At 52.1% G+C, this 18114-nt stretch carries 17 protein-coding genes and 1 pseudogene; 7 read left to right on the top strand and 11 right to left on the bottom strand.

The window, feature by feature from the left end; all coding sequences use genetic code 11:
* Positions 1 to 24 precede the first annotated feature (24 nt).
* Complete coding sequence (locus GA0061070_RS17565; protein ID WP_090137314.1) at positions 25 to 537, top strand: GNAT family N-acetyltransferase; 513 nt, start codon at positions 25 to 27, stop codon at positions 535 to 537.
* A 209-nt stretch (positions 538 to 746) separates the two neighbouring features.
* Here GA0061070_RS17565 and GA0061070_RS17560 read toward each other — a convergent pair whose 3' ends face one another.
* Positions 747 to 1673: a LysR family transcriptional regulator gene (locus tag GA0061070_RS17560; protein ID WP_090137313.1), complete on the bottom strand. Its 927-nt coding sequence runs from the start codon at positions 1671 to 1673 to the stop codon at positions 747 to 749.
* A gap of 118 nt (positions 1674 to 1791) precedes the next feature.
* On the opposite strand from GA0061070_RS17560, the gene GA0061070_RS17555 reads away from it, so the two are divergent.
* Positions 1792 to 2235, top strand: coding sequence for an ester cyclase (locus GA0061070_RS17555; protein ID WP_090137312.1), 444 nt, complete (start codon positions 1792 to 1794; stop codon positions 2233 to 2235).
* 45 nt (positions 2236 to 2280) lie between these two features.
* Here the strand turns inward: GA0061070_RS17555 and GA0061070_RS17550 are convergent, their stop codons facing one another.
* Positions 2281 to 3621 (bottom strand): carbohydrate porin, encoded by a 1341-nt coding sequence (locus GA0061070_RS17550; protein ID WP_090137311.1) that lies wholly within the window; start codon positions 3619 to 3621, stop codon positions 2281 to 2283.
* Between the two features lie 391 nt (positions 3622 to 4012).
* On the opposite strand from GA0061070_RS17550, the gene hxlB reads away from it, so the two are divergent.
* Positions 4013 to 4573, top strand: a complete 561-nt coding sequence (gene hxlB, locus GA0061070_RS17545; RefSeq protein ID WP_090137310.1) for a 6-phospho-3-hexuloisomerase — start codon at positions 4013 to 4015, stop codon at positions 4571 to 4573.
* Positions 4574 to 4659: 86 nt separating this feature from the next.
* A complete protein-coding gene (locus tag GA0061070_RS17540; protein WP_139109783.1) occupies positions 4660 to 5277 on the top strand; it encodes a TetR/AcrR family transcriptional regulator in 618 nt (205 codons plus the stop codon).
* Positions 5278 to 5288: 11 nt separating this feature from the next.
* On the opposite strand, the gene GA0061070_RS17535 is transcribed toward GA0061070_RS17540, so the two are convergent.
* From GA0061070_RS17535 to GA0061070_RS17495, 9 genes are all read right to left on the bottom strand, one after another.
* On the bottom strand, positions 5289 to 5873 hold the full coding sequence (locus tag GA0061070_RS17535) for a TetR/AcrR family transcriptional regulator (protein WP_090137308.1): 585 nt from the start codon (positions 5871 to 5873) through the stop codon (positions 5289 to 5291).
* Between the two features lie 58 nt (positions 5874 to 5931).
* The gene (locus GA0061070_RS17530; protein WP_090137307.1) at positions 5932 to 7371 is read right to left on the bottom strand and encodes an efflux transporter outer membrane subunit; all 1440 of its coding nucleotides are present in this window, start codon (positions 7369 to 7371) and stop codon (positions 5932 to 5934) included.
* A 1-nt stretch (position 7372) separates the two neighbouring features.
* Positions 7373 to 10537, bottom strand: a complete 3165-nt coding sequence (locus tag GA0061070_RS17525) for an efflux RND transporter permease subunit (protein ID WP_090137306.1) — start codon at positions 10535 to 10537, stop codon at positions 7373 to 7375.
* A gap of 2 nt (positions 10538 to 10539) precedes the next feature.
* Entirely contained in the window at positions 10540 to 11679 is a 1140-nt protein-coding gene (locus GA0061070_RS17520; RefSeq protein WP_090137305.1) for an efflux RND transporter periplasmic adaptor subunit, read from the bottom strand.
* A 192-nt stretch (positions 11680 to 11871) separates the two neighbouring features.
* A complete protein-coding gene (gene chbG / locus GA0061070_RS17515; protein ID WP_090137304.1) occupies positions 11872 to 12633 on the bottom strand; it encodes a chitin disaccharide deacetylase in 762 nt (253 codons plus the stop codon).
* A 9-nt stretch (positions 12634 to 12642) separates the two neighbouring features.
* The gene (locus GA0061070_RS17510) at positions 12643 to 13998 is read right to left on the bottom strand and encodes a 6-phospho-beta-glucosidase (protein WP_090137303.1); all 1356 of its coding nucleotides are present in this window, start codon (positions 13996 to 13998) and stop codon (positions 12643 to 12645) included.
* A gap of 59 nt (positions 13999 to 14057) precedes the next feature.
* Complete coding sequence (gene chbR, locus GA0061070_RS17505; protein ID WP_090137302.1) at positions 14058 to 14897, bottom strand: transcriptional regulator ChbR; 840 nt, start codon at positions 14895 to 14897, stop codon at positions 14058 to 14060.
* Positions 14898 to 14973: 76 nt separating this feature from the next.
* Positions 14974 to 16332, bottom strand: a complete 1359-nt coding sequence (chbC, locus tag GA0061070_RS17500) for a PTS N,N'-diacetylchitobiose transporter subunit IIC (protein WP_090137301.1) — start codon at positions 16330 to 16332, stop codon at positions 14974 to 14976.
* 220 nt (positions 16333 to 16552) lie between these two features.
* Entirely contained in the window at positions 16553 to 16873 is a 321-nt protein-coding gene (locus tag GA0061070_RS17495) for a PTS sugar transporter subunit IIB (protein WP_090137325.1), read from the bottom strand.
* A gap of 271 nt (positions 16874 to 17144) precedes the next feature.
* Here GA0061070_RS17495 and GA0061070_RS17490 point away from each other — a divergent pair, with 271 nt between their 5' ends.
* The 3 genes and pseudogenes from GA0061070_RS17490 to GA0061070_RS17485 all read left to right on the top strand — a co-directional run bounded on the left by GA0061070_RS17490 (position 17145) and on the right by GA0061070_RS17485 (position 17936).
* Entirely contained in the window at positions 17145 to 17420 is a 276-nt protein-coding gene (locus GA0061070_RS17490; RefSeq protein ID WP_090137300.1) for a hypothetical protein, read from the top strand.
* Positions 17384 to 17476 (top strand): annotated as a pseudogene (locus GA0061070_RS24840) (DUF3289 family protein); the annotation flags it as partial. The gene GA0061070_RS17490 and the pseudogene GA0061070_RS24840, both read left to right, overlap by 37 nt.
* On the top strand, positions 17460 to 17936 hold the full coding sequence (locus GA0061070_RS17485) for a DUF943 family protein (protein WP_090137299.1): 477 nt from the start codon (positions 17460 to 17462) through the stop codon (positions 17934 to 17936). The pseudogene GA0061070_RS24840 and the gene GA0061070_RS17485, both read left to right, overlap by 17 nt.
* Positions 17937 to 18114: the final 178 nt, after the last annotated feature.

The following is an 18114-nucleotide window of genomic DNA, read 5'->3' as shown; positions in this document are numbered from 1 at the left end:
AATGTTCAGATTAAGGGCCACCCGATGACAGATATCACTATCAAACCGGCACAAAGCGAGCACCTGGCGGCATTGAGGACGATTGAACTCGCTTCGTTTGAAACATTGCGTGGCACGGGCGCGGTAACAGGTGCTCCGGTTGCGGCCAGCCTGGACGATTTCAACAGGCTAAGCGAGGAAGGGATCCTCTTCGCGGCATTCACAGCCGAAGAGATCCCTGTTGGTTTCGCCGGGGCTTATATTACGGATAACTGGCTGCATATAGCGGAAGCAGATGTTCACCCGAACTGGCAGCGGCAGGGAATTGGTCGGCGGTTGATCAATGCGCTTCTGGCTGAAGGCAAAGCTCGCGGTTTAATCGGTGCTTCGTTAACAACCGATCGTTATGCCCCTTTTAACGCTCCTTTTTATGCCTCTTTGGGGTTCGAAATTCTGCAAGAAGAAGCCCTCTCGCCACGGCTAAAAGCGTTACTGGCCGCAGAAACGAGCTTCGGGCTGGCACCGCTGCGCCGGGTTGCTATGCAACTGGTGTATTGAGCCATTTTCTCAAACTCTGATTGCGGAGCCTGTTACCGGGTAAAAACATAGCGAATTTCCTTAACCAGCAACGGTTGCGGGAACTCTTAAGCCATCACGCAGATGAGATCATCGGCTTTTGCCGTCACAACGCGCGGAAATTTCATTCATTAATGGCACAAAGGGAAACCCAATAGTTCTCTGTTGGCTGCTCCGATCAGGGCGGCGTTTCACTCAGCACGCGTGCAGCCTTCACTGAATTGTGCATTGATTAATTTCCGCAGCCACTGGTGCGCATTACCGCCATCCGAGCGGCGGTGCCACAACAGGTGAAACGCAATCTCTGGCAGCGCCAGCGGCGGCTTGAGCAGTACAACATCGTCATTGGCTTCATCCGCCAGCACGCTGCGCCGAAGCACCGTCGCGACATAGCTGGTCTGCGCAATAATCCGCGATACAGCCGACATTGTCGGCAGCGTCAGGCATACCGTTCTGCTGAACCCCAGCTTGCGGAGCTGCTCATCCACCAGACCGTAGTGGTTGCCTTCGGGCGAGACCAGAATGTGCTTCATGGCGAGATAACGTTCCAGCGTCATGCCGTTACGGGCGGCGTCACTGTCCCGACGTACGAGGGTGACAAACTCATCGCGGAGCAATGGCTGCGACAGGATGCGTTTTTCCGCCTGAGTTGGCGCAATACCGATCACCAGATCGACCTCGCCGCTATCAAGCATCGCCACGGACTGATCGCGATCGACAAACGTGCGCACATGGATTGTTACGTCCGGTGCCAGTTGGCTGACTGTGCGCAAGATCGTCGGCATTAACACCATCAACGGGTATTCCGACATGCCAAGCGTGAAGGACATGCTTCGATTCTGCGGACTGAACGCTTCTTCCGGTGCCAGTAGATGGGTTATTTCGCCCAGCGCGCGGTCGACATGCACATGGATCTCTTTCGCTCTCGCCGTGGGCAGTAATCCGCTGGCGCTGCGAATAAACAGTGGATCGGCAAAATGCGTACGCAGACGCGAAAGCGCGGCGCTCATTGCCGGTTGGCTGACCGCCGCTTTACCGGCGGCGCGGGTAACATTCTGTTCCTCCATCAGCGCGTTAAAGGCGACGAGAAGATTCAGATCAAGCCCTTTAAAATCCATAAAACGAATACTCCTCTATATCTTATATTTGTTTTATTTATTGATATCGCCAATGTGATACTAGCGACGTACGACAAATAAACCAATGTAAAATCGTCAGCCTGCGAGGTAGGTAGTGATGTCAGACCATAATGAAGCGGCAAATCGTCTTATGCGCGAGCGCGAGGCCGTGGAAAAAATCTATCAGGCGTTTAGCCTGCAAAACCCCGATCTGCTCGATGAAGCAGTAACGCCAGACTGGCAGGATATTCCGCTGGCTCCCGGCCAGGCTAACGGGCCGCAAGGGTTAAAACCCATTATCAGAAGCTTTATCGCTGCTTTTCCCGATGTGCAGATTGTCATTCAGGATTTGATGCAGCTTCCCGGTAAGATTGCCGTTCGCGCGGAGATTACCGGGACACATCAGGGAACGTTTATGGGGGTGGAAGCGACGGGGAAATTTGTCCGCATCCGTTTGCATGAAATGCACGAACTTAACGGTGAGCGCGTAACAAAAACCTGGCATATGGAAGACTGGTTCGGGCTGTTTATGCAGTTGGGCAAGTATTCTTCTCTGCCTTAAGCGCAAGAAAATCCACGCCGGAGCGTGGATTTTGCTTTATGGCGATCAGAAGTTGATGTTAGCCGTAACGCCGCCAACAAAGGCGTCATCAACCTGGCTAACTGCTCCCGGGGCGGAAATGTATTGCAAGTTCGGGCGAATTTGTAGCCATTTCGTCGCCTGAATGTTGTAATAGATTTCGTAGTTGTACTCGGAACCGTCCTGAACCGGCAGGTAGGCCAAGCTGTTATAGTCCGTCTCACCATTGAAGTGGTTCTGGTCGCCGAGCATGCGGGTGTAAGAGGAGTTGATATGGATACGGCCTGCGCCGACACCAATTTCATCCTGCGGACGCGCGTCAAACGGCCCTTTCCACGTCAGTGCAATCGACTGATAGTTGTCAGTTTTTGATGTTTTGTGGTCGTTCATTACCGCCTGAACGGTTAGCGTAATACCGCGATCGCTGGAGCCGCCCTGCGCGGTCAGTTGTTGCTGGGCGAGGATATAGCCGCCGTAAGAGTGGGCGGTATCCTGATAACTGCCATCGCGCCATGAGCCGTAAACATTATCGTTGGTCGAAGAGTAGTAGTAACCAATACGGTAATTCCCCGGCAGTTTGTCCGCGCCGAGTAGCGGTTTCCAGCCCAATTCTACCGGAACAAGGTTGCCTTCTGTCGGGCTGAATTCAAAACGGAAACCGTCGCCGCGATCGTAGTTATACGGGTTCTGGTTGTAGAAACCGACCTGCATAAAGACTTCCGGCGTGAAATTAATACGCACGCGGCCGCCCCACTGGGATACCGGCCAGTTGTACCAGTGATCGCCGCGCCAGTTACCCGCCTGGCCGCTGCCGAACGCCAGGTTCTGGAACTTACTGTCGAAATTATCGAAATCTTCGCCAACGGTCACGCGGCCGGCTTTCACATCCAGTACATCGTCAAAGAAGCCTTTACGTAGCCAGAACTGTGTCAGACGCCAGGTCTGCCCACGTCCATACACTTCCTGCGGGGAAGAGAGCATGCCGGTACGCGGATCGGCCACCTGATCGGCGATATTCTGCCCGTCACGGTTGGTGATGGTTAACTGGAACTCGGTATCCTGCCAGTTGAGTAGTTTTTGCAGATCGAGATTAACGCCGAACGCCTGCTGATCGCTGTAGTGCGCCGTCGTTGAGGTGTTATAGCCACCAGCCAGGTTTGATGCAGCTTCCATGGTGTAATTCACCTGGAAATCGACACCCTCTTTCTGTAACTCGCTGCGGGTGCCGCCCCAGTCGCCAAACATCCACGGGGAATCGGCGCTGAAGGCGTCAGCAGCATGAGCAAGGCTGGGCTGCATACAAAGGAATAAGGCTCCGGATAAAGCGGATATTACGGGTTGTTTCACCACTGTTTTTATATATTTCATGGTTTTATTCTTAGGCAAGGAGGTTGTCAGGAGTTTTGAGTGTAATAACTGAAAATTCTGAATTTTATAAATTTGTGCGAGTAAAATAATCTTGCCAAAAAAACATGATCGTCAGCACAAAATTAACTTCACAGTATTTTCATTTGCAGTTTTTAGTGAATGACTTTTCGGAGGTGCTACCGAAATAGCCCTCAACCTGGCGGAAAAAGAGAAATAACGCGCCTTCTGTCCGGCATATCATTAAATCAGATGATATTTTTCGAGGGCAGAAAAATAACCACGATGGCATCAAGGTAGCGGAAGATTTACGCTTCGCTGCTTATTTTCTGCGTAAATCCCGCTATGCTCTTTGCCGTGGTGAGGTATTGCATCGGCTTCAGGAGGCAAGAAAGTGGGCGTGCAGCAAAACATCCGCAATATTTTAAATGAACTGGCGCAAAACGCGCAGGGCATTGATAACGCGCAAGCTGATCGGCTCATCGCGCATATCAGAAAAGCGGGTCATATCTTTTTGCAGGGCGCCGGGCGGAGCGGCATTGCTATCCGTGGTTTCGCTAATCGGCTTTTGCACCTTGGTTTTTCCGTCAGCGTAGTAGGGGAAATTTCCTCGCCTCACAGTAAAGCGGGGGATTTATTGATTCTTGCTTCCGGCAGCGGTGAAACCGGTAGCCTGAAAAGCCTGGCGCAAAAAGCGGTGGAAAGCGGGGTTGATGTGGCGCTGATCACCCTGAAGGCCGACTCTTCCATTGGCCGTCTGGCAACCTGCGTACTGGCCTTGCCGGGCACAGCAAAGACGGAGAATGCTCGCGCTGAAGGCGCGTTTTCTCAGCCGATGGGTTCCGCTTTCGAGCAGCTCTGTTTCATCACCTGTGACGCGATTATTCTTGAACTGATGGCGCAGCTTGGCGAATCCAGCCACAGTATGTTTAAACGGCATGCTGATTTTGAATAATGTCACGGAGCGCGTTGCGCTTCGTTAATTCATTTTTCCGCTTCCGATTATTTGCGTGATGACTGTCGTAATTTCATGGTCTTGTTTTGCGCTGGCTTGGCGTTATTAGTATTTCATTATATGATGGTATTTATTTTCGGAGCCAGACAATGAATCGTCACGAACTTATACTCCGTGCCGCCAGAACCTGCATGATAGAAAAAGGCTTTCACAATGCCTCTATTAAAAATATCGCCGCCTGTGCTAATGTCAGTGCCGGGCTTATCTATCGCTATTTTGAAAATAAAGACAGCATCATTGAAGCGTTGGTGAGCGATATTGTTAATAATATGAAAAGTCATATGGATGACAAACCCAGGCGTGATGAGAATCAGCCGCTGGATATATTCCAGACGTCAGATTTTTTTGCTGATTTGCAGGACAATATCTTCATGTTGATGGATATTGCATCCGCTGCAACCCGCAACCCGCGTTATAAAAAACTGGTAGTGCAGGCTCACAACGCCTTGCAGGATGATATTGTTCGGCGTGAAAAACAGCAACATCCAGAGATGGATGAGTCGATTATTCGTACCCGACATTATGTCATCACACTACTGCTGGATGGCGTCATAGTGCAGTGCGGCAGAAAAGGCTATGTCATCGATGATGAATTACGCCAGATGATTAATGCAATTGTACATAAGTTGATACATGCGAAATAAATCCATTTCTTTCAGGCGATCGGCTGGCTATCAAAAATCAGCGCATTAAGACGCAGCAGCTCATTTTCATTGAGTTGCTGATCGTAAACCACACGACAAATAAAACCATCGATAATAGTCAGCAGAAGGCGAATTTGCGCCCGACTAAACGGTTGCTGCGTTTCGCTATTCAGGATCTCACTGTTCCCGGCCAGAGAATTAATAGTCTGTTCTTCTTCGTCTGTTAATATTTTTCGCACCTGTTCATTTCTTGATGCTTCCGAATAACTTTCCAGCAACAGCGAGTGTTCGCGCTGACTCCAGCCGGACCAGAAAGCGGAGTCAATATTAAGAAGATCGCTCAGCGTCGTATCAGACCGTAGCTGGCGAAATAAAAACGCTCGCCATTCCGTAGCGACACTTTTTACCACCTCATTAATCAGCGCCTCTTTACTGTGAAAATCACGATAAAGTTGACCAGCACCATAACCCGACTGGCTGAATAACTCGGCCATACTGCATCCATGAAAGCCGTGCTCGCTGAAACACACCTTTGCCGCTTCAATGATCTGCTGCTTGCGCGTGCAGTTGTGTTGTTGATTCGTCCCTTGATCCATCTTCCTGCTCCGGTTAATAGAATGCCCCCGACAGTTTAGAGCCTGGCGGGGGAGGCTTTTACTGTTGTAGTTCTGCCGTTTTTTCCTTCAACGCAGTACCGCCGCCCATCACTTTATACAGCGTAATCAGATTGGTGTAATACTCCTGCTGTACGCTGACCAGTGAGGTTCTGGCCGTGTATAACGTGCGCTGCGCATCAAGTGCGTTCAACCAGGTGTCCACACCATTGCGGTAGCGAAGATACGCCAGCCGATAATACTCTTCGGCCGCTTTGGTATTATTTTTCTGCGCGGTAAGTTGATCGTTAATTGTGCCGCGACGCGCCAGCGCATCAGCCACTTCCTGGAAGGCCGTCTGTACTGATTTCTCATAGGCCGCTACATAGTACTCCTTCTGCGCTTTGGTGTAGTTCAACTGCGAAATGTTATAGCCGCCGGTAAAAATGGGCAGCGAAATACTTGGCGAGAAAGACCACACCCCGGCGCCGCGTTTAAACAGCGACGACAGATCGCTGCTTGCCGCGCCGCCGCTGACGGTCAGCGAGATGCTCGGGAAGAAATTCGCCCGTGCCGCGCCAATGCTGGCATTGGCTGATTTCAGATTATGCTCGGCTTCCAGCACGTCCGGACGATTAAGCAGCACGTCGGAAGAGATGCCCGCCGGGATCTCTTTGAACGCATTCGCCACCGCATCGATGTTTTCCGGGATCAGGTTATCCGGCACGGTCTGCCCAACCACCAGATCAAGGGCGTTTTTATCCTGCGCCACGCTGGTCTGATATTTCGCCACATCGGCGAGCGCAGAATGATATGTCGTGGCGGCGGAAGAGACATCTACCATTGACGCAGTGCCGTGACGAAGTTGCGTCTGGGTGACTTCCATCGATTGCCGCGCGCTTTCGGCTGTCTCTTTCGCAATCACCAGGTTGCTTTTATCCGCCGCCAGCGTCAGCCAGTAATCCACCGTGTTGTAGAGCACCGTCAGGCGCGTGCTGCGCGCCCCTTCGACAGTACCCAGCCAGGTTTCATACTGCTCGCGCGTCAGGCTCTGGTTTTTGCCAAACAGATCCACTTCAAAGGAACTGGTGCTGGCATTGCCTTCATAACTGGAAGTCAGGGCGGTCTGATTCCCGGTGCCGCTGTTGTTGAGCGAACGGGAACGGGTGCCGCTCAGCCCGGCATTAATGGTCGGGAAGAGATAAGAACGCTCTTCGCCATACTGCGCTCGCGCGGATTTCACGCTGGCGACCGCTTCCCGCAGGTCGCGACTGCTGTCGAGCGCCATCGCCACCACCTGGCGCAGGCGGGCATCAAGAATGTACTGCTGCCAGTCGATATCACGATAGCTATTCCCCTGGGTGTCTTTCAGGGAGGCATAGGCCTCCCCGGCAGGAAGCCGGCCGCTGACTGGCGCAGTTGGCCTGTCATAGTGGGGATCCAGCGAAATACAGCCCGCCAACAGAAACGGTACGCATGCTGCCAAAATTCTTGCTGACATCTTATTCTCCTGATTTTTCTGTTGTTTCGCGCACTGCTTTGTACTCCTCCGGCACGGAAGGGAATACGCGTCTGACCAGCACGAAGAACAGAAGAACAAGGAAAATAGCCAACAAGGTGGCGGCGATTGTCCCCCCGATTATCCCCGTCCCGATAGCGATTCGGCTGTTAGCGCCAGCCCCGGTTGAGATAGCCAGCGGCAAAACACCCGCAGTGAACGCCAGCGATGTCATGATGATCGGGCGTAAACGTGTGGTGGCCGCGTGAATCGCTGCTGCCATCAGATTTTCGCCTCGCCGGTAGTTTTCCTCCGCGAATTCCACGATCAGAATGGCGTTCTTCGCCGACAAGCCGATGATGGTCAGTAGCCCCACCTGGAAGTAGACATCGTTCTCCAGCCCACGCAGCGTGATGGCTAACAGAGAACCAAACACCCCGAGCGGAACGACCATCATGACGGAGAAGGGCACTGACCAGCTTTCATACAGCGCTGCCAGGCAGAGGAAGACGACAATCAGCGAAATACCATACAGCGACATCGCCTGATTCCCGGCCAGGCGTTCCTGGTAGGAGAGGTCGCTCCATGCATAGGTGGTGGCCCCGCCTGGCAGGGCGTTGGCCAGTTTTTCCATGGTGTTCATCGCTTCCCCGGAACTGCTGCCGGGCGAGGCCTGCCCCTGAATCTCATAGGAAGAGAGGCCGTTATAGCGAGAGAGCGCATCCGCGCCATAAATCCAGTGTGCAGAAGCAAACGACGAGAACGGCACCATGGTGCTGTTGCCATCGCTGTCGGTGCCGCGAACGAACCAACTATCGATATCCTCTGGTTTGCTGCGGAAGGCTGAATCTCCCTGGATGTAGACTTTTTTCACCCGTCCACGATCCGAGAAGTCATTCACATACGTTCCGCCAATAGCCGAACTGAGAGTACTGTTGATATCGCTGATAGAGACACCCAACGACTGCGCTTTCACGTCATCCACGTCAACCTGCACTTGCGGTAAGTCCGGCAGTGAGTTCGGGCGTACGCTGGATAGCGTCGGCTCCTTCGCCGCTTCGGCCAGCAACTGGTTACGCAGTTTCAGCAACGTATCGCGGTCGGTGCCGCCGCGTGCCTGCAACTCAAAGGTGAAACCGTTCGACTGGCCCAGGCCTCTTACCGACGGCGGTGTCAGCACAAAGATCTGTGCATCACGGATCGAGGAGAGATTCATCATTGCCCGCTTGGCGATCGCATCGGCGCTGTTCTCTGCGCCTTTACGCAGATCCCAGCTTTTGAGCGAGATAAAGCCCACCCCGGTGTTCTGCCCGCTACCCGCAAAGCTGAAGCCATCAACCAGCATGCTGACGTTAACGTTATTTTTCTCTTTGGTCTGGAAGTAGTTCTGGATCTGTTTACGCACTTCGAGAGTACGGTTCTCTGTCGCACCGGGAGCCAGCATGTACTGCACCATGATGTAGCCCTGATCCTCGGTCGGCAGGAAGCCTGTCGGCAGACGCACGTACATCACTGCGCAGCCGATTAACAGCACACTGTACAGCGCCAGATAACGGCCGGGGCCATGCAGGACTTTCGCTACGCGCTGGTGGTAACGTTCCTGTAATTTCTCATAGTTGCGGTTGAACCAGCCGAAGAAACCTTTACCGGCATTTTCATGATTGTGCGGTTTCAACAGCGTGGCGCACAGGGCTGGGGTGAGTGTTAACGCGATGATCACCGACAGCACCATTGACGAGACGATGGTGATAGAGAACTGGCGGTAAATCACCCCCGTGGAACCGCTGAAGAAGGTCATCGGCAGGAACACGGCGGAGAGCACCATAGCAATACCAATCAGTGCCGCCGTGATCTCCTTCATCGATTTTTCTGTCGCTTGCCGTGGCGGCAGCCCTTCCACTCGCATCACACGCTCGACGTTTTCCACCACCACGATGGCGTCATCGACCAACAAGCCGATGGCGAGCACTATCCCGAACATCGTCAGGGTGTTGATGGAATAGCCGAAGGCCGCCAGCACGCCGAAGGTTCCCAGCAGAACCACCGGTACGGCAATCGCCGGGATCAAGGTGGTGCGCAGGTTTTGCAGGAACAGGAACATCACCACCACCACAAGGGCGATCGCTTCGGCGAGGGTTTTCACCACTTCCTCAATGGAAATTTTGACGAAGTCGGTGCTGTCGAGTGGGTAGTCGATGGCATAACCGGCAGGCATAGAACTGCGGAACTCATTGATGGTGTTTTTAACCCGTTCAGCGGTTGATAAAGCGTTCGCGCCGGAGGCCAACTGAATGGCGATACCCGCGGCCGGGTGGCCGTTGGCCAGCACGTTGGCACTGTAATCCTCGCTGCCCATTTCAACCCGGGCGACATCACTTAAGCGGACAACGGAACCATCGGTTTCGGTTTTCAACACAATATTGCGGAACTGTTCCGGCGTTTGCAGACGCGAACGCGAACGCACGGTAGCGACCAGTTGCTGCTCGCCGCTTGCCGGTTGCGCGCCTAACTGCCCGGATGAGACCTGGGTATTCTGGTTTTCCAGCGCGCTTTCCACATCGGAAGGCATCAGCGTGTAAGCGGCCAGCTTGTTCGGATCCATCCAGATACGCATGGCATATTCCGAGCCAAACACCTGCACGCGGCCCACGCCATTAACACGCGCCAACACATCCTGTAAATTGCTCACCAGGTAGTCAGAGACATCCGAGGAAGTACTTTTGTTGCTCTTGTCATACAGCGCCATTACCAGCAGAAAGTCGCTTTGCGCTTTTTCCACGGTCACGCCTTGCGAGGTAACCGCGTTCGGTAAGCGGCTTTCCGCCTGCTGGACTTTGTTCTGCACCTGCACCTGCGCAATATCCGGGTCGGTACCCTGCTGGAAGGTGACGGTGATTTTGACCTGGCCTGTAGACGCAGTACTGGTGGAGGAGAAATAGAGCATGCCGTCCAGACCGGTCAGTTGTTGCTCAATCACCTGTGTTACACTGTTTTCCAGCGTTTCCGCAGACGCACCAGTATAGGTGGCTGAGATACTGACCTGCGGTGGCGCAACATCGGGGTACTGCGCAATCGGCAGGTTATTAATGCTGATAATGCCAAGCAGCATAATGACGATCGAGATAACCCAGGCAAAGACCGGGCGACGGATGAAAAACTGAGCCAGCATAATTACTTCCCTCCGTTTCCATCACTGGATTCGGTAGCGCCGACTTCCACCGCTTTCACTGTCATACCGGCCTGCACTTTGCTGGTGCCTTCAGTAATTAACCGGTCGCCGCTCTGTAGCCCTTGAGTTATCAGCCATTTATTGCCTATCACCCGGTCGGTAACTACCTCGCGGCTTTCCACTTTATTCTCTTTATTCACCACCAGCGCAGTGCCGTTGCCTTTGGCATCACGCGTGATCCCTTGCTGTGGCGCAAGGATCGCTTCGCTGCGCACGCCGTTACTGACGGTGGCGCGCACAAACATGCCCGGCAGCAAATCGTGTTCCGGGTTCGGGAAGACGGCACGCAGTGTCACGCTGCCGGTGGACTCATCAACAGAGACTTCGGTCAGCTCCAGTTTACCGGGATGCTGATACTGACTACCGTCTTCCAGCGTCACGGTAACGGGAACCGTGTTATCGCTGTTCTGCAACTGCTGTTTTTTCAGTTTCAGCAGTTGCGTGCTCGATTGCGTCAAATCGACGTAAATCGGATCGAGGGTACGAATAGTTGCCAACGCCGTGGTCTGGCTGGCGGTGACCAGTGCGCCAGGCGTAACAGAGGAAATACCGATGCGACCGGAAATCGGCGCTCTGACTTTGGTGTAATCGAGGTTGATTTTGGCGCTCTCCACGGCGGCGCGATACTGCGCAACGGAAGCCACGTTTTGTTTGTAGGTTGCCATGGCGTCGTCTGCATCCTGACGCGATACGCCATTCTCTTTCACCAGTGCGGCGTAACGCTCAGCTTTCAGTTTGCTGCTGTTAACAATCGCCAATGCATTCTGCAACTGAGCGACGGCTTCATCGTAGCTTGCCTGGTACGTTGCCGGATCAATCTCGTATAGCACCTGGCCCGCAACGACATCATCTCCTTCTTTAAATAACCGTTTTTTGATGATGCCTTCGACTTGCGGGCGAACATCAGAAACCATGGTGCCGGTGACGCGCCCTGTCAGGTCACTGAATAGCGTTACCGGCTCGGCCTTCAGCGTGACCACGCCAACCTGCGTAGCCATCGCACCCACATTTGTTTCCGGTTTTTGGTCACAGGCGACAATCAGACATGCCAGCACGGCCACCATTATTCTTTTCAATGCCATTTGCAAACCTCGGTAATGAACGTTCATTCTCATTCTGGAGGATAGCAAAACGAAGGCAAAAAAATATACGAGGAAAAGTGAAGATATAAAGGATATTTGCTTACAGACAGATACGCTTGCATGCCGTGGGTGCGGCATGCAAGCGCCAGCAATACGCGGGAAAATGCGGCGCAGCGCGCGCCGCAAAGGGCGTTATGCCAGATCGCGAAAGTTGCCGAGCCGGTAGCCGCGTTCGGCAATGGCATATTTCAGCGATAGCGAGGTCAGCACCTCCAGTTCGGTTAAACGCGGAAAGCAATAGCTGCTCTGACGGATGATGTTATCGACAAACGACGGATGGCACATTATCTCCAGCGAATCCTCTCCGCGTGCTGCCGAGGCATCCAGCTCCTGCAAAAAGAGCGCGTCAGAAATCGACTCGCCATAAAAGCCACTGCTGAAACCCGCTGTACTATGAAGCCTGGCCGATAAATCACTGAACAGTGATAACGCCGGGCGATCGAGGCGCAGCGGCAGCCCATGCGCAGCGGCAAACTGCGCCACAATTGGGAAGATCTGCGGGATCATATGCACATGATGATGGCTGTCCAGATGCGTCGGTTCGCGGCCAAAAAGCGCGACAAAGCGCTGGTACTGGCTCTCAAGTTCTTCGGCGATTTCTGCGTGCGGTAGCGTATCGGCTTCGGCCATCTGCCAGATCCATTTCCCCAATTCGCCCTGTCGGGCAAGGCCGGGCATTGGCGTTAAAGGCTGGCCCAACGTCAGTACAAAGTGCATACCTACCGCAAGCGTCGGCAATTCACGGCTCAGTTGCGCCGCATGCTCAATTGCTGCGGCGTTGACCAGGGCGGTAGTGGATGTCACTACACCGTGACGAAAGCTTTCGACAATGCCGTAGTTTTGTCCTTTGCTGAGACCAAAATCATCCGCGTTAACAATCAATAAGCGTTCCATAGCCGTCCCTTAATACTGTGATGTTTTCAGTTTGCCGATGCACTCTGCAAAATTGGGTAGCCACTTTTCATGCGCCAGCAGCATTTCACGTGCCAGTAGTTCCGCATCGCGATCTGAATGCACCAGCGGGCTGAGATTGAGCGCCAACAGCACATCGTTAAACTCACCGCTCAGCGCCGCCTTGCTGGCTGCCACTTCGAAACCTTTAATGGTATGAATCAGCCCAAGCACTTTTTCGTCAAATTGCGTCACGCGCGGATGGGGCATCGCGCCATTGCGCCCGAGAATGCAGGTCATCTCGACTGCCCACTCCGGCGGGATATTTTTTACGTGCCCGTGATGTGGAATGTTTACATAGTGCTCGGCCTGCTTATCGTTATAGATGGCGTTGATCACTTCACAGGCAGCATCGGAGTAGTATGCGCCGCCGCGCTGCTCCAGCTCCTTCGGTTTGTCTTTGAGGGCAGGATCTTTATAAAGCTCAAATAGTTGCTTCTCAACCTGCTGCACCACCTGCGCCCGTACGCCACCTTTGTAATATTCACCCATCTCAATTGCCAGCATCTCTTTCTGCTTGAAGTAATAGAGCAGGTAAGAGCAGGGCAGCAGATTGAGTGCGCGGATCAACCCTTCGCTAAACGGCAGGTCGAAAATGTTTTTCACCGTCGAGGCTTTCAACCTGCCGGAAGCCACACCGTCGAGCAGTTCGGCAAAGCGCGACGTGCCGTTGACCAGCACATCTTTGATAAACACCATATGGTTAAGGCCAAACAGATCGATCGCCAGCGCATCGCTGTCGGTAAGGCCCAGCACGTCGCGGATAAACATTTTCATGCTGATGGGGATATTGCATACACCAATAAAACGTTTAAAACCGGTATGGCGATAAACGGCTTCGGTGACCATTCCTGCCGGGTTGGTGAAATTGATAACCCACGCGTTCGGGCAAATCGCTTCCACATCTTTAATAATGTCGAAGATCACCGGAATGGTGCGCAGCCCTTTAAACAAACCGCCTGCGCCGTTGGTCTCCTGCCCCAGATAACCGTGGCTGAGCGGAATGCGCTCATCGAGTTCGCGCGCTTTCAACTGGCCGACGCGTAGCTGCGTGGTGACAAAATCCGCGTCCCGCAACGCTTCCCGGCGGTTCAGCGTTTTATAAACTTTCAGCGGTACACCCGCCTTTTTTACCATGCGTTGGCAGAGAGCAAAAATAATATCCAGCTTCTCTTGCCCCTCTTCAACATCGACCAGCCATAATTCAGACACTGGTAATTCATGGTAGCGCTTAATAAAACCTTCCAGTAATTCCGGGGTGTAGCTGCTCCCACCGCCAATGGTGACGACTTTTAATTTCTGGCTCATAAATCCTCCCTTGAATTCGGTCATAAATGACAGCGGGCAATGAAAAGCGCCCGTCATCGTTACTGATTGATTTCCGTTAATCGCTTGCGATAGTTATTGGGCGTAAATGAGGTCATTTTCTTAAAGGTTTTAATAAACAAGCTGGGGCTGCTGTAGCCAGCCTCCCAGGCAATATCCGTCACCGAATAGTTGGTCATTTCCAACTGTTTTTTCGCAAAATCGATGCGGATTTCATTAATAATCTGCATCGGCGTTTTGCGGTAATAGCGGCGGGTGGCGCGGGTCAGATACTCCTGGGATTTGCTGGCCAACTGGATCATATTTTCCAGCGCATTTTCGCCAAACTGCGTTTTATCATGCATTGTTTCAACGGTGGTTTTCAGCCATTGCGGAACGTCATCAATAACCGGCTCTTCACGGTAGTGGCGCAGTCGGTTAATCACGTAAAAGGTGACAGATTCGATAAACTCATCCAGCCCGTTTTCGCGGAAATTCAGCGAGGCGATGACCGTTTCGACATAGGCCATAAAGGCATTGCTGGTACGATAGGCCTGCGAAGCGACAAAGCAGAAGGGTAGCAGCGCCAGATAGTGCTGTTCAAAGAACTGCTTGCTGATGCCGACATTCAGAATGCGCGTCGCACCGAACGCGTAAAAACTCTGGTGATGCGAGCCGAGCGGGATAAATACAAAATCGCCGCGCTCCAGCAGCACGCGTTTTCCGTTGATCACCTGATAGTAACGGCCGGTGAGAACCAGCGTAAACTCATAGTAATCATGCTGATGCAGGCCACTTGCGCTCTCCGTTTTGTTGTAGATAAACACATGGAAATTTTTACCGTTGAAGAGCTGTTGCTCGTGAACCGTTTTAATTCCCTGGGTGTTGATCTGTGGCTGCATTGTTAACTCCTTACGCGTTTTACAACGGGCGGTGCCTTAAGGATAAGCGCACTTTCCTCAAGCCACCGCCCAGGCTTCAGAACTTCAGCGCTGCGGTGATATCTTCTTCGCTCTCTTGCTGATCAATCACATTCTGCGCTTTGTTGGCGACCACCACAAAAGGCAGATACACCAGCGTGGCAATCACTAAGTTGAAGAGTGCGAGCAGTAATGCGGCAATACTGCCGTTGGTATTGAAGAAAGCACCCAGCCCGGTTGGCATCGTCCACGGTGCGATGTTGGTGATGGGGGGAATAATGCCGCTGTAATAGGCCAACAGGGTGATGGCGGCGAGGATCGGCTGTACCAGAATAAACGGGATAAACATTACCGGGTTCATGATAATCGGCAGGCCGAACAGTATCGGTTCGTTAATCTGGAACAGGCCGGAAGGTAGCGCCAGTTTCGCCACCTGGCGATAGTCCGCTCGCCGGGAGGCTAAGAAGATGGCGATAATCAGCCCGAGCGTCGCGCCGCTACCGCCCAGAAAGATATACGAATCCAGCATCGGCTTGGCCCAGACATGGAACGTTTTGCCGGCGGCCAGCGCCGCATCGACGGAGCCGTACTGCTGATAAATAGCGATATTTTCCAGCGCCCACGGCGTCATAATGCCGCTGTCCAGTGCGGTCAGCGCCAGCGAACCGTGAATACCAAAGAACCACAGCAGCGGCACAAACAGCACGTACACCCAGCCGACAATACTGCCGAGTGACGCCAGCGGCGTGGAGATGGTATTCATAATCAGTTGGTGGAAGTTGGTGCCGAAATGCGTCAGCGCCCAGGCGACAATGCCCATCAGCGACAGAATAATAAAGCCTGGGATCAGCGCGGAAAATGAACGAGCCACTGAAGCGGGCACGCTCTCCGGCAAGGTTATCACCCAGTTACGGCGCACAATAAAAGTAAACAATTCGGCGACCACCAGGCCAATAATCATCCCGGAAATAATATTCGCCCCACCTAACCAGTTTGCGCCAACGGCATAAGCTTCGCCGACGCTATAAGGTGTGACGGTCATAAAAGCGGCAATGGATAATAATCCGGCAGCCAGCGCATCGACCTTGCGTTCTTCCGCCAGCGCCATACCAATAAAGAACGGTGCCATTAACGACATAATGCCCAGCGTGCCGTTATAGACGTTGCCGCCAATGCCTTTTAAACCGTTGAGCGTTTCAATGGTGGAGGCATCTAGGCGGATACCTAACGAATAGAAAAAGGATCCTTCGCCAAAACTTAAAAATACGTTATTAATTAATACAAACATCGCACCCGTGAGCGTTAATGGCATTAAGCGAATAAAGCCATTTTTAATTGCATTAACGTGAGGCTGTTTGCCTAATTTAACCGCAAAAGGAAGAAGTATCTTTTCAAGTGAAGTAATCGCATGACTCATAGAAAAATACCTTTAGAGCCTGGCCCATTAGGCTATTTTATTTGCCATTTTGGTCCTGGGCAGTACTCACATCCTCACGTACTGCGTGTACGCTCCGGTTGTTGCGCGCTGTCCGTGTCCAAACTGGCTGCAACAATATACGCCTACTGGGCCAGGCCCTTAAATACCGCAACAGGTTATTGCGGCGCAGTGTGAGAAAAGAACTCAGTAATAAGTGAGTTTAACTATTGGCGGCTTGTTTAATGGCGGCGACGGCCGCTTTCAGCACGCCCAGACCATCGACTTTGCCGTACAGCAGCGAGTCAATCACTTCGACTGGTTTATTTGGCAGCAACTGTTGAATGTCCGCTAACTTCCACGCAATTTGCGGGCCGAGCAATACAACATCCGCCTGTGGTCCCTTTTCCCCGGCCAGTGATTCAGAAAATGCTTCAATAATGACCGGTACTTCATACTTTTCCGCCTGCGCACGCATCTTAGACACCAGCAGCGACGTTGACATACCCGCTGAACAAAACAGATAAATACGTTTTTTTTCCATCATGCGTCCCTCAAAATGCGATTCTTTGTAGGCCAGATCGGATTCAGGCTGCGTTAGCGCTTCCTGCAATGGCTACCCCGCGAAGCGGGAGGATTTTTTTCCGTGCACGAAACAAGTATACGGTACGCGTCTGGCTGGGGATATTTCTCTACTCACTAAAATTGTCTGTGGTTGACCTTGCGCTATGTTCACCTTCACATTTTGAGGAATTAGCGGCCGGAAAATTTGCGGCAGGGGAAATAGTGTCGCTGTCGGGCGCTTTGGGAATATTGTGCACGGAATAATTCCACAAATTTATGTACAGGCTCATGCCTGGAACAAGGTTTCGGGGTGGATCAGCATAACCGGGCGCCTGGCGCAAAAATTCCCCGAACTGAATAAATTCTTCCAGGCGTCGAAAGAGGAAGTGTTAGCACTGTGGGATGCGTTTGTGATGTTGTTCACCGATCCGCTGCAATTCCTCGACAATCTTAAAGGTGAACTGCTGGATGCCCTGCTATGGGACGGCGCAGGCGTTACAATCAGTTTGGTTTCAGGCCATTCATGACCAATATGGAAGCCACTATGGAAATTATAGGAGGTCGTAATGAAAGTAAAAACTAATAAAATTATTGCTTTTATCACTCTGGCTGGCTGTGTATTGGCTAGTTACTGGATTTGGCTATTACTACGTCCAGTGGAGATTGTCGCAGTTCATGACAATGGTAATCATAGCTATGTTTTAGTCAGGAGTTTCCCGCCAACAGATAAAGGAAAAATTAACTGGTGGCTTGAAAATAAATCTATCCTGAAAGGGAAGTATAATATCCCCAAACCATCATCCTCTGGTTCTTTTACTATTATTTTCTGGCTATTTGGTGAGGGATATAAAGAAACTGATGGTTATAACAGACTATGCTTTGATGATATGCCGCCACCGCTAAACTGTATTGATAAAGATGCGACTTTCTCTGTCAGCAATAGCAAGAATTTGGGTGTGATCTTCACAACATATGATGGCAAATATCAGCTACAAAAAAACGGCGATATAGTTAAATTCACAGATGAATTCGAGTTTAAATAATCCCCTGTCTGAAATATAGTAAAATTCCCAACTACTGGGATAGGCTCTTAGTGCTTCCTGCAATAACTGTCCCGCGAAGCGGGAGGACTTTTTTTCTGTGTCGGAAGCAAGTATACGGCACGCTTCTGTTCTGGGGTATTGCGCTGCTTACTAAAATTGTCTGTGGTTTACCTGGTGC

The organism is Kosakonia oryziphila (assembly GCF_900094795.1).
In the GTDB taxonomy this organism is placed as follows: domain Bacteria; phylum Pseudomonadota; class Gammaproteobacteria; order Enterobacterales; family Enterobacteriaceae; genus Kosakonia; species Kosakonia oryziphila.
Note: the sequence above shows the minus strand (reverse complement) of the source record. Positions and strands in the feature narration are given on the sequence as shown.